Source organism: Marinoscillum pacificum (assembly GCF_024714495.1).
Taxonomy (GTDB): Bacteria; Bacteroidota; Bacteroidia; order Cytophagales; family Cyclobacteriaceae; genus Marinoscillum; species Marinoscillum pacificum.
This window is the reverse complement of record NZ_JAMZMJ010000001.1, coordinates 108285-121696: the sequence shown is the minus strand read 5'-3', so window position 1 is coordinate 121696 and position 13412 is coordinate 108285. Positions and strand designations below refer to the sequence as shown.

Annotated in this window: 9 protein-coding genes; 4 read left to right on the top strand and 5 right to left on the bottom strand. The window is 39.0% G+C overall.

The window, feature by feature from the left end; all coding sequences use genetic code 11:
- The first annotated feature begins 637 nt into the window (after nt 1-637).
- Complete coding sequence (locus NXS00_RS00470) at nt 638-1423, top strand: hypothetical protein (protein ID WP_258097135.1); 786 nt, start codon at nt 638-640, stop codon at nt 1421-1423.
- Nucleotides 1424-1999: 576 nt separating this feature from the next.
- On the top strand, nt 2000-2458 hold the full coding sequence (locus tag NXS00_RS00465; RefSeq protein WP_258097134.1) for a hypothetical protein: 459 nt from the start codon (nt 2000-2002) through the stop codon (nt 2456-2458).
- Nucleotides 2459-2760: 302 nt separating this feature from the next.
- On the opposite strand, the gene NXS00_RS00460 is transcribed toward NXS00_RS00465, so the two are convergent.
- Complete coding sequence (locus tag NXS00_RS00460; RefSeq protein WP_258097133.1) at nt 2761-3486, bottom strand: hypothetical protein; 726 nt, start codon at nt 3484-3486, stop codon at nt 2761-2763.
- A 369-nt stretch (nt 3487-3855) separates the two neighbouring features.
- Here NXS00_RS00460 and NXS00_RS00455 point away from each other — a divergent pair, with 369 nt between their 5' ends.
- Nucleotides 3856-5373, top strand: a complete 1518-nt coding sequence (locus tag NXS00_RS00455; protein ID WP_258097132.1) for a hypothetical protein — start codon at nt 3856-3858, stop codon at nt 5371-5373.
- A gap of 215 nt (nt 5374-5588) precedes the next feature.
- Nucleotides 5589-6227, top strand: a complete 639-nt coding sequence (locus NXS00_RS00450) for a hypothetical protein (protein ID WP_258097131.1) — start codon at nt 5589-5591, stop codon at nt 6225-6227.
- On the opposite strand, the gene NXS00_RS00445 is transcribed toward NXS00_RS00450, so the two are convergent.
- The 4 genes from NXS00_RS00445 to NXS00_RS00430 form a co-directional block, all read right to left on the bottom strand.
- A complete protein-coding gene (locus NXS00_RS00445) occupies nt 6208-7047 on the bottom strand; it encodes a metallophosphoesterase family protein (RefSeq protein WP_258097130.1) in 840 nt (279 codons plus the stop codon). The genes NXS00_RS00450 and NXS00_RS00445 overlap by 20 nt on opposite strands.
- On the bottom strand, nt 7031-8377 hold the full coding sequence (locus tag NXS00_RS00440; RefSeq protein WP_258097129.1) for a sodium:solute symporter family transporter: 1347 nt from the start codon (nt 8375-8377) through the stop codon (nt 7031-7033). The genes NXS00_RS00445 and NXS00_RS00440 overlap by 17 nt, the downstream gene beginning before the upstream one ends.
- Nucleotides 8378-8731: 354 nt before the next feature.
- Nucleotides 8732-10180: a SusD/RagB family nutrient-binding outer membrane lipoprotein gene (locus NXS00_RS00435; protein WP_258097128.1), complete on the bottom strand. Its 1449-nt coding sequence runs from the start codon at nt 10178-10180 to the stop codon at nt 8732-8734.
- A 12-nt stretch (nt 10181-10192) separates the two neighbouring features.
- On the bottom strand, nt 10193-13384 hold the full coding sequence (locus tag NXS00_RS00430; protein ID WP_258097127.1) for a SusC/RagA family TonB-linked outer membrane protein: 3192 nt from the start codon (nt 13382-13384) through the stop codon (nt 10193-10195).
- Nucleotides 13385-13412 lie beyond the last annotated feature (28 nt).

The window sequence follows — 13412 nt, the reverse complement described above, 5'->3', positions numbered from 1 at the left end:
CAACTTTCGAGGCTAAAGGGAGTGAAAGTCTTTATGTATTATTTACAACTTCTGCAACTCAATAGCCTTATTACATCTTCGTAAAATACAATGTGCACCATTCATTCTTGTTTTAATTTCAAGGAACAGCACGAACTTTCTGGTACGAAAGCCGAAAATGTCCAAGAACATCCTACACGAGCCAAAAAGAGCCTTTTTAAAACCCGCCGTGATTTGACCTAAAACCTGCGCAGGTTTTGGCAAAAGTCTGCGCGGGTTTAAGAGAAAGTCTGAGCGGGCTTTAGAAACAATCTGCTGATCATTGGGCAAACTCCTGACTGAACCTGAGGAAGTCCACGTCTGAACTTAAAAACTCCAAAGTAGGCAACTTAAAAAAATACAAATTCATCATTTACCATCTATACTCTTTTCTTTTTCATTATTAAATAGCTGTTCTCCATCACCAGCTAACACCCACATCTCGCTTGTATTAAAGACTAAATTATAATTGTTTCAAAATAGGATTACAGGTTAGGCTCATTGTGCCTTACCTTTCTTGTTATCCACAAACCGGTATAAACATCTCAGGCAACCTTTTTGGCTAAGGATGAAGACTTGGCTATTTTACAAGAGCATCCACTGTACAAACCGCTAATCCATGCTCAAACTCTTTCGAAAAATCAGAAAAGAATTGCTCTCCAATGGCAAGATAGGCCAATACCTCAAATATGCTTTTGGAGAAATTGCCCTAGTGGTGATGGGCATACTCATAGCCATACAGATAGACAACCTCAATGAAGAGCGCAAGCAACTGGCATACGGTCAGGAGCTGATGCAAGAGTTGGTAGTGGAAATCAACAAAAACATCTCCATACTCAATTGGGCTATCCAAAATAACCAGGAAGCAAGTTCAGTTCTGGAAACCATGTATGGTATCGAGGACTTGCGCAGCCTACCTACCGATAGTCTTTTCAATTTCTTTGCTGAAGCCAATATTGACATTCAGGCACCCAACAATACGTATGAAAAAATCAAAAGTCAGGGCATAACGCGTCTCTCCAAAAACGAGGAGTTGAACAACAAAATCAACTTATACTTTAACCTATCCGTGATGACCTACAATAGGAGAATATCATTCTATCTGGACCGACAAGCTAAAAGGCGTGCTTACCTAAAAGACAACCTAACGGTGAATTTCAATTATGATCCAATAAAGGGTTTCGATCCGGTAGATGAAGTGGAAATGAAAAAGGAAATGGTAGCCTTTCTCAATCTGTCACAAACGAAGCAGCTAATCATCGAGATGGAAAATGATTTAGACACACAGCTGTCTTTCCTAATATCCTATAAAGAGGTCTGGGAATCTCTGGTAGTGGACATCCACAACGAACTATCCAAGTCAATGGACAACTTGGACCCCTTACCGGACTTTGACAAGTTATAAGGAACAAGCAACTATGCTGTTGTAGGTGTTTAATAATGTTGCGCCATATATCATCTACTCCTACAACCCTCCCTGAGTTTAATTGGTTGAAAAGTTTATTTAGGTTTTGTCCCTCCCTTAAGAATGGAGGGAGAGAATATTTCTTCAAAATTCATGCGACCAATGCAATCAATAAACTTTTGACCCTTCGACACCCTACAGGGTCGGGGTAATCGAAGGATGATATCAAACCTGCTACTTAGATTTTCATTTTCTTCCTCGTCTACTTCTCCAACCCTCCCTAAGTTAATTGGTTGTCATAATATTATTTAGAGACGTCCCTCCCTTGCTAAGGGAGGGAATGAGGGTGGGTTCGAATACAATTAAAATCTAGCCCATACCTGACTTTGACAAGTTATAAGGAACAAGCAACTATGCTGTTGTTGGTGTTTAATAATGTTGCACCACTGTTGTGCTCCAGTTCTTAAGTCAGGGATTGATTAATTCTTCTAGAGTTAGAGAGAGGTATTTGTAAAGGAGGATTAAATCTAATAGTTTTAATTAAATCAACTATATTCTATTTATTCCTGCTTCATAATGACTAATCAAACATGGATTCCTAAAATTCTTCCAATTATGCGAGAAGAAGATTATCACACTCATTATATTAGTACAACTAAAAACAAAACGCAATTCTTTGGTTATCAAACCTTTGTATTCCCTGATGGTTTTCCTGGATCTGATTGGAAAAAATCAAGAAAAGAATATGTTATTCTTCACCTGTTTGATGATCAAGGAAATCACATCAAAACCGAGCATTGGTTTGCAGGCACTACGGATCAGATAAACCCTGAAGAACTGGCTCATAAACTTCACGAAATGATCAATGAGTTAGAAGAAGTTACATTTCAAGATATTGCAGTAGTACCTTTCAGCACTGAAGTAGACGGAATCCAATTTGGACTTATACCGAACGATGATGATGAGTCCATCTCCTTGCAGCCGAGTTCAACAATCGCATTTTATGCCCCATGGGATGGTGAGTATTACACTTAAGTTCGAGATTTAGCAGACTTTAGCAGCTGGATCTATTTCAACTTGGTTTTATAAGCTTACTCAAGTGTCCTCCAGTGTCCACTGCTGAAACATGCTTTTGTTATCTGCGATTTTGGAAAAGTCTGAACCATCTTCTGTAGTGAAAACGCATAAAGTAAACTGTCAGACCATCTATGGTAAATTCATTTATTTTCTGGCAATAGATCCAATTTTGGATGATTCTGATCCAGTCTGAGTACAGATCAAACTAATTCTGAAAATAGTACAGAAATAAAAGTGCAGCAACAATTATCATCAATAGCTTAGTTAATGAACGATACATCCATAACATTAGATGGTCTAATCTCTGCTCCCGTCAATCCTTTATTTTCTATTTCAATCTTCAATCTTTGTGATACAAAAGTATCAGGTGATAGGTGGGTATTAAAAAGATCTAATTCTCTATCAAAATCTTTATTTAAACACAACTTCTTCGTATAAATAAGAGGGTCCTTCTTTTTATATGCAAGCCAATCTTCGATGTTACTAATTGGTATTTCATATTGATATTTAGGTTCAATTTCAGACCCTCCAACAAATATGCATCTACCAAAATCTATAAAATCCGTTGTGATCATAGGACAATGTAATACCTTGTATCCCTTTATTTCAACTCCATTTTGATACAAGTTGGCTTTGTAAAGTCGAAATTGAGATAGTTTAAATTTATTTAGGACTTCAATGGCTTTTGGACTCAGTAGAAATTTCCCTCCCCAATACAGAGCCTCCGAGTAGGATAAAAAATCCGTAATCTTTGCCTTTTTATCCAATCTCAAGTATTCAAAAACAAAATCTTTCTTTGGAAAGGCATAATAACTTTTGGCAAATTCTGGAAAACTACCTTTTGGAAAATTAAATAGGCAATATCGGTTGTATTCTTCAATATTCTTATATTTCTCTTCATCCAAGTATACCTGAACACCTCCGTCGTTAATACCGATTTCTTTTGGATCATTCGAAAAGCGCAATGTGTAGTACTCAGAATACATTAATAGATCTTTGTTAATACCCGTTAGTTTTAAATCAGTATCAATAAAGATATACTTTATTTTATGACCAACTAAAATTATCTAATCTGAGACACGTAATCGAAGGATGATATCAAAACCTTGTTATTTAGATTTCCATCCTCTTCCTCGACTACTTGTCCAACCCTCCCTAAGTTTAATTGGTATATCTGCTTGATTCAATCCTGTCCCTCCCTTTAAAATGGAGGGAGAAATTGATTTTTCTAAATTTGGAATGAGGTGTTTGAAAAATATATGACGTTGAAGGCAATCATATTTATCATTTCTCAATCTATTCCATTAAAAAGATTTATAATTAGATAATATTTCAAAGTACCAGTCTATATTTTAATGATTAACTATCACACTTCTATTGCAATCTTAATCCTAATTATTCTTTTCATTTCCTGCGACTCCATAAAGAATAAAAACACTACTACAACAGTTACTGACACTATAGAACACAATCCAAACAGACAAAATACCGATAGCCTCATCTATGTATCAGAAACCAACATTTCTAATCAAAAATGGACAAACTTCATTAGTCGCAGTGCCAAGCGCAACACGATCATTCTTAATGTTAAAGGGGTTGATGCACATAAACTGATGTATTCTTTCGAACAATACGATCCAAATGGTGAACTAGTAGAAAAGTATACCGGTTACGCCCAATCAAAACCCAGATCATACACTTCAATCAATGTACGGTTTGAAACAAGAGCACGTGCTATATATTTCATTGATGAGTCCACAAACAATAGTAATGCCTCTGGCACCCCTCCTTATTTGCATAGTATAAGCTTACGAATAGAAAAAGACTCCAGCAGGTTTGCCTCTTTCATCTATCAAATAAGAGGCAACCGTTATCGGTTCGACAACCTTATGACACCAAATGCAATGGAGCCGTATTCCAAATATATAAAACCTCTTATTATGCCAATATATGAATCCAAGAGAAGCTACCAGTATTTTATAGGGCAAGGAGATACAGCTAATGCTGTAAATCATCATAAAAAATACCAGGATCTATTGGACAACATGAATAAGGCATTAGAGCTAACATCTCAGCACGTTGATACTAACTATGACTTTAAGCATGACACTACTTTAACAGATCTAGCATCCTTTTATCAGCTGGATTCAGTGATCAATTTATTTCAATCATACAATATGATTTTTAGAAGCAACAGTCTAGTGTCAAAACCACAGGTAATACCGAAGGAATTAAATGAAAATCTAATAGCTATTGTGCGATTTGACAAGGACGGAAATATTTTGAATAAGTATTTTGAAAAAATCGAGGGAATGAAGGAATTCGAACGCTTTAAAGAACCCATAGGTTCTAACCCGTTCATGATAAGAAACAATTCCTTTCATACTTTTGATAACAAGGTAATAGGGATAATGAGTCATCTTTATGGATTTGAAAACATTCAACATTTATTTAGTATATGGGAAGACCAAGGGGATAGTCTTGAGCTGGTAACTATTTTAGATAAGACAATAAGCATAGGTATTGGTGGAGTCAATCTGGACACAATGATTACAACTTCAACAGGAAGAATACTACTAATTGGGGATAAAGCAGGTGGAGACGCAGGAGATACTTGGGGTGCATTTTGGATAGCCGAATTAACTAAACCCAATCACTTAAAAGTGATATTTCAATCCAACTTTGAAGGAAATACTGATTATATGGAAGCTATTAATCACTATTTCATTAACGATTCTACCTTAGCATTGGATAGAGTAGAAAGAAATTGGACTAACGAAGGCTATCAGGATTCAGTTTTATCAACTACAAAAGTTAACCTATTGACACTTCCATATGAACTTAAAACAGAAGAAAATGAATATATGTATTAGTAAAAAATGAAATTCATAAAGGGTCTATCCTCTTCCCCATCTCTCCCTGAGTTTAATTGGTAGTAAAGTTCATTTTGTTCTAGTCCCTCACTGGCCATGCGCCACTAGCCGTGCGCCCCTTAAGAATGGATGGATTGATTTCTCGAGAGATTTAATGAGGTATTTGTAAAGGAAGGTGAAAGAGGGTAGTTTTAATTACTAAATGATAATGATTTGTGAATAATTATATAATCATTCTAGCAACCTTTTTAAATTTCAATTCTACCACATCATTGGGAGGAACTTATGATCCAGACCATTTAAGAGAATTACTAAAGACCCACACAGCCCAGGAAGCATTTAAAATGGAAGGTGCAATTCTTCTTAACCTTGGAAACGAAGAATTAATACACGAAGATTATGATGGATCACAAATAATTAACATCTCCAAAAGTCTTGCAAAACTTGATGATGATCTTAATGAACTTACTAATTTAAAATTTAAGAAAGGAGAACTATCCTTAGGAAAATCACAATACAAATTTTCAACTACGAAACAGTTTTTCCGACATTATGACAAACCTGATTGCCAATATCTTCAACTGATTAATGATTGTCTTGTCCGTTCTAAATCTGACAAAAAAGTTTTCTTGTTATATGATTATGATGAAGGAGAATTTGCTTTGTGTATTGTAACTACTGAGCTTTTCGAAGAGATCATCTATACCCTATCAAAACTGGAAACAATGAATCAAGAGAACAATCCAAGAAGACTTGATTTCTTGATTAAAAAAGACCCTAGAGTTATTGAATTCACTGGAATTCTCAATAACTCCCCCAAAAGAATTGATATTATCATCCGAACTGAAGAATAGAATCTATCCTCTTCCCCATCTCACCAGTCTCCACTTCAGGTAAGATCTCACAGTTGTCCCAAAGACCTGTGGTTAAGGTTTTGGCATAAGATGCTGGAAGATTATTCTCCTTCATGAGTTGAGCAGCTGTATAGTGATCATATTCAAAGGACTCATGGCTAAACTGAAATCCTTTGGCATCGCCAAGGATCATATACCATACTCTGGTGGTACCATCATTGGCAGGCATGCCAATTACTCCAGCATTGAGCCAGTACTTTTCAGCCTGCACATCGTGAAAAGGAAGCCCACAATGGCCAGATAAGATTACATCTGCTCTAGTGGTATAAAAGTTCATTTCCTTCACTTCCCATGGAGTAGATCGGAAGATAAACTCGGAAGTATTGAAGTAGCTGCCATGTAGTACAAACACAGACTTCCCTGCATAGTGGAAGCGGATAAAGTCCGGCCATTCATGTAGCCAATTCTTACTCTCTTCGCTCACATTTGAGAAAGCGTATGGATACCACTGTCTGGAAAAGACATCACAGCGAGATTCTTCGTTGAAGTTGCAGCCACAGTCCTCTTCTCCGTTTCTGATTTGCATTTCTACATTCCCCGCAATGGAGTGAATCCCCCACTCTTTGATCAAGTCTAGACATTCTTGAGGTTGTGCACAATAGCCTACAGCATCACCTGTATTGACCACATTTCTGGAAGGAATACCAAACTCCTCTGCAATAGACTTGAGCTCCCGCAAGGCTTGCAAATTGCTATAGGCTCCACCAAAGATGAGCACCTTTCCTGTGAGCTGACCGATATCCTTAACGCTTCCTTCCATAGATCAATGATGACACAAAAAACACAACAAAACAAGCAACAGTTCCGACTAGATTCACAGACAACAATGCTCCATAGGTGGTATTCCAGAAGATCAGAGGTTCTGGATAAATCCCTGTGGCATAAGCGATTCCAAACAGTACACCCGTAACAATAGTTAAAACGAATACCGGGCCTTGAGCACGGTATTTCCAAAACAAAAAGATTGGTGCAAGACCAATCACCATCGTTCCTGAGACAGTCGTGGCAGACAAGATCGTTGGATTCAGGAAGACCGGAATGGTTCCCACCACTGCCATGATAGCCATCACCAAACGTCCAGTGGAAACTTCCGTTTTTAAGATGCCCAGATCCATCACGATGAGTTTAGAGAACGAGGCAAAGGCTGAGTCCAAGGTGGAAGCTGCAGAAGTAATCATGATGAAATTCACTAGTAACATCGCTACTGTCCCAAGCGATCGACTCACTTCCACCGCTGCTTGTCCAGACATGCCTTGCTGAGCAGCGTACACTCCTACCAAACTAAACAGGACAATTGCGGCAAATCCAATTGGTACGGCAATGGCAAAAGCTCTTAATGTGGTCTTGGGATCTGTAAGAAAACCTCTATCGGTCATCACCGGATCGTGGAACGGATAACTGAACACCTGAATCAATGCCACCAACAACAAGTCAACTCCACCTTCCAATGTCCAGGTACCTGAAGTCAGCACATTGCTTACTCCTTCTGTTTGGGGCAGGATCATTCCAAGAATCAACAGCAACAATACGCCAAAGAAGATCATCTGCACTGCATCGGTGAACATGGAGCTCTGCAAACCACCTCTGAGGCTGTAAAACAGCGTTAGTCCGGTGAACGCAATGATTGCCAGGTAATACGAGACAGAGCCTGCATCACCAAAATATGAGCCAATGACCATGGTATTAGACCATACTTCATTGAATAGTCGGAAACCAATTAAAATAGAAAAGACGATCACCGCAGATCGTCCGTATTTAGAAGTCAGGAAATCATGAATACTCGAATAACCTCCTTTCGTTCGCAGTTGATAGATAATCACTCCAGCAAACAAAAACGACAGATAATAAGTGGCATAAGCTACACCGCCAACAATACCATATGCCAACCCAAGATTGGCTGCATTGGTGATCGATTTGGCAAAGATCCACGAGATCACCAGGCTGCTAACCAGCAACCACTTGCCCGGAACCTGACCAGTCTTAGATCTCGCCTGAAAGAAAGTTTTCCAATTGCTTGCCACTGGTGATAACACAATCATCAGGATCATGAACACTCCTAGTAGCAGCCACTGTATTGTTGATGTATTCACTTAAAGCTTTATTCTTTGATCAGTTTTGATTGCCCCTTCCCTAAAGGGTGCAAAACTGACCTTCTATTTTCATTATCTTTTCATCAAATAATTCATTCCCCACATAGGAGTATCTCAGCGTGACAATTCTATTATAAATCATTCCATCTGTTTAAAATGGATTTCTCCTATCGTCGAAATGACAATAAAAAGTACTCCCACCTTCATCTTACCCATTTTGTCATATCGCAGCAAAGCGGAGATATCTTTCTTTTTTATTTCACGATTCATCAATTTGGATTTCTCCTATCGCCGAAATGACAATTCTTTCAATTTCACCATCCCTTTAGGGAATAAAAGGGCAAAATGGTGAAATCACTCATCCCACCAAACCGAATAGTTTATGCTATTACCCTCTGTTTTGCCTGAAGCGTCAGTATAATTCGTCTTATTAAGTGCTTCTTCACTTGTTGGGTATGGCATTCTAACAGGAATCATCCCATTATTTAAGCTAGCGGACACAGACTTGAACTGCGGATAACCTGTTCTTCGGTACTCAATCCAACCCTCATAGCCATTGATCAGGTTTCCCAGCCATTTCTGCGTGATGATCTGCTCCATCCGATCAGACACGCCATAGGCTGCATTTCCAGTAGTTAGATAATCTGCTGGCAGTTCAGTATTCCAATAGGCAAACGCTTGCTCCACTCCTAGATCATAATAACTCTTAGCATCTCCGATAGTGATCAAGCTCCTTTCAACAGCTTCCGCTAATAAGAAGTTGGTCTCCCAGGCGGTCATAAAATTGGCATCAAGCAAGTCTGTTTGCTCTCTGAACATTACTCCGGGCAGACTGTAATTTTTCAACGTCACAGGATTAGTGGACACATCCTGACCATTAAGCAATCCTCGATATCTGGAGTCCACAAACGCACTGTCAGTTGGCCGGAAAAACACGCTGATTCTAGGATCATTATAATCCTTTAGCACTTCTTCAATGGTTTCAGACATCACAAATGAATTAAAATCACCATCCCGTAGGTTAGCCATTCTAAAGTTATTTGGCCTGCTTGCAGTGAAATCAAATGCTGCATTTTGGTCATTGGACTGAATATACTCATCAGCAGCTACAATGCTTTGAAGCTCAGTCCTCACATCCACTTTTCCAGAAATCCGAATCAAATATTTGATGCGCAGCGAATTAGCAAACCTCTTCCAATTATTCAGATCTCCACCTAACAAATCATCTCCATCCAATGGTTGTACACCTTGATAGTTTTCAATGATGGTTATTGCTTGTTCCAGATTATCCAGAATACCATTAGAACCTGTATAGATTTCCTCTTGAGTATCATAAACAGGTGAAGTAATTCCGTCCGTTTTTCCTTTGAATGCTTCACTATACGGTACATCTCCATAAAAATCCGTCAAAGCGGCGGTCATATATGCTTTCAGAATCAAAGCAGGTCCTTCATACACGGCATACACTTCATTTTCACGAGACAGATTGAGTAAGATCTCATTGTCACGCAAATTGGAGTAAAAGATTGGCCAAGGATTGCCCCCCAACTGAGGAGAATATAAATCTCCACGATCAAATAAGTTGAAGTCCGTACCGGTAAAGTATTGCCCTAAGAAGCTACCAGCTGTAAAGCCTTCGTAAGACATCTGCTCACCATAATCAAAGATCACTTTACGTAATAGCGTAGAAGCAGGCACCTCCGTTGGTGCATTGGGGTTGGTATTGATTTCTTGAAAGTCTTCAGTACAGGCAGCGAACAACACCACCAGACTTAATAAACTAATGTTTCTTATTTGTTTCATGATGTTGTTGATTTAAAAGTTTAAGCTGATTTTGATTCCATAACTGCGTGTGGTAGCATAAGACATGTCTTCGACTCCACTTACAAATTGATTTCCCTGCACTGCAAGTTGTTCTGGATCAAAATGCGGTATCTCGCTGATCGCAAACAGGTTACGACCAATCAATGAAACTGATAACTTCACATCATCTGATAAGAAACTTCCTTTTAGGTTATTGAAGGTATAACCAATGGCTAGCTGTCTCAATTTGATGTAACTAGCGTCATAGGTATTGTTCTCTTCATGGTTACGATCATAGTATTGACGGTAATATGTCTCTGGATTAATGGCGGTCGTATTCTTTTCCCAAACAGGGTTTTCTTCCGTTCCTACATTCACTACTCCATCGGCAACAATGCCGCTTTCAGGACGATAACCCGTTTCCTCTAGCTGGCCTGCAACTCCAGCTAAAGCTTGTGTTCTGGAGACCAATATTCCTCCATGACGCCAGTCAAACAAGAAGTTCGAATTCCAATTCTTGTAATTCAATTCATTATTCCATCCAATGATGAAATCCGGATTGTAATTACCCAACAACATCAAGTCATTGTTGACGATGTACTGTCCATTGCTATTGATGATGAAATCATTATTCCCATTTTTCAGATAACCTGTACCGTACATATCTCCAATTCGGCCCCCTTCTTCTACCTGATAATAAACCGCTTGATTTGGGTTGTCATAAACACTTGAGTAAGCCAGAGTTATGCGACCCGCATTGTCTGGAAGTGATTCCACCGTTGTTACATTTCTGCTAAAGTTCGCTTGAGTACGCCACGTAAAATTGTTTCTATAAACCGGAACTGCTGATACGATCGCTTCTACTCCCTGTGATCGTACTTCTCCTCCATTGATCACTTCTTCTTCATATCCGGATGTTATGGAGATCGGTAATGAAATAATCTGATTCTCGGTTAACGCATTGTAATAAGTCACATCCAAACTCAATCGATCATCAAAGAAACGGACATCAGCTCCCAACTCGATAGCAGTTGTTTGTTCAGGAAGCAAATTGGCATTTGCAATGGTGCTCGCATCTGTAAAAGTTGGCAATGAATTGACAGGTGTGGATGGTGTGAAAGTACTTGCTGTCTGGTAAGGACTAGTATCATTACCAACCTGTGCCCAACTAGCTCTTAGTTTGGCAAAAGAGACTTGTCTCGGCAACGTAAATGCATTAGATAGAACATAAGTCGCTGCAACTGATGGATAGAAGAAACTTGGATTAGGCAATGAACTTGACCAATCGTTTCTTCCGGTCACTTCTACAAACACATAATCTCTAAATCCAAACTTGGCCAGCCCATAGGCACTATTGATTCTCTTTTGATAGGTGTTTTGGAAGATCTCAATAGGCGAAGCTCCATTGGAAAGGTTAAATACTGCAGGTACCGCAAGTGTCAACACTTGTGACTGAATACTCGAGAACGATTGATCCATTCGATTCCCTCCCAAACTCACGTCTAAAGAGAAATTCCCAAAAGATTCATTATAATTTAGGAGAATATCTGAGTTGGTTTCTCGATACTCAACTCCTTGCTCGGCATAGGCTCCTTGCTTGAATCGGTTTGTACTGAAATGCCGTCTAAACTGTCGATCTTCATTGGAATAATCCATTCCAGTTCTAACTGCTAAACTCAAATTGTCTGTGAAATTGTATTCTGCTCGAACATTTCCAAACACGCGATCCCGATCAAACGAATTGCGGTTTTCCTTTAGAATAAAATATGGATTATCGAAATAAGCATAGTTGAATGAGAATTGTTCACGATTCTCCAATCTTGGTTGCCAATATTCTTTCAGAGCAGCAATATCCAATGAACGTGGCCCCCAGGCAACTAAAGAATAATTGACATTTTCTGACCCATAACCATTCGATGGACGGTTGTCGCTATTAGAATTGACATAGTTGATACTTGTTGAAACCTGAAGTGCCTCTGTAGGTCTAAAATTCAATCGTGCAGTAACGTTTTTTCGATCCAGATTTACTCCGGGAATAATCGACTTACTCTGCAAATCGGTAATCGAGAATCGATATGAACCATTTCGGAAACCTGAACCTATTGACAAGTTGTTAATGGTCGTTACACCAGTTTCATAGAAGTTCTTCAAATTGTCTGGATATGCCTTAAATTCCGTTGGAGTAATGCTTTGTCCATCATACAAGGCTAAATCAGCGCCTCGTACCACCGATCCATCAGGTAATGTAACCGGACTATTAAACTGTGGAATCAATCCTGCTTCATTAAACTTTGGTCCCCAACTGTAGGAAAGCAAATCATTCGTTCCACCGCCGTTTCCATCTACAAATTCAAATTGACCTGAATTCCCCTGTCCGTATTCGTTTTGAAATTGAGGTAACTGAAAGGCTTGCTCTAGATACACAGAGGAATTAAAACTGATACCTAAACCTTTGGCTTTGGAGCCATCCTTGGTGGTGATGATAATCACTCCATTAGATGCCCTTGTTCCATACAATGCTGCTGCTCCTGGTCCTTTTAATACCGATAAAGAGGCGATATCATCTGCATTGAGTTCCATTCCACCATTTCCAAAATCAACTTCTTGAAACCCTGCTGCCGCTGCATTGGTAAAGTTCAAATTGGTGTTATTGTTGATTGGAGTGCCATCCACTACGAACAATGGGTTATTATTAGTAAAGGAAGCTTCTCCGCGAATGACAATTTTAGAGGTAGATCCGACACCCGTTGCTCCTTGACTTATGGTCACCCCAGCTAGTTTACCAGAGAGGTTATCAATGAAATTTGGGGTTTTAGCTTCAATTAAATCATCTGGATTGAGTCGCTGAACGGGATATCCCAAATCTCGTGTTTGTCTCTCAAGACCTAAAGCAGTCACGACCACCTCATCCAACTGACTTGCTTTTTCGGTAAGCGCAATGGTTAATGGGTCATTTGAACTGACAGTAACTTCCAGTGTTTCATATCCTAAAAAGGATATTATTAATACCTCATCTGTTGATGCATCCAATTTGAATTCACCATTGTAATCCGAAATAGTCCCGTTAGAGGAACCTTTGATCAAAATGGATGCTCCTGGAATAGATTCTCCAGTCTGATCCGTGATTTTTCCGCTGATAGACGATTGTGCGAACACAATAAGCCCACCTAACTGCAGCAATAGCAGTAGATAGATTTTCTTCATGTTTAGTTGATTAAGTTAGTTGTTGTCT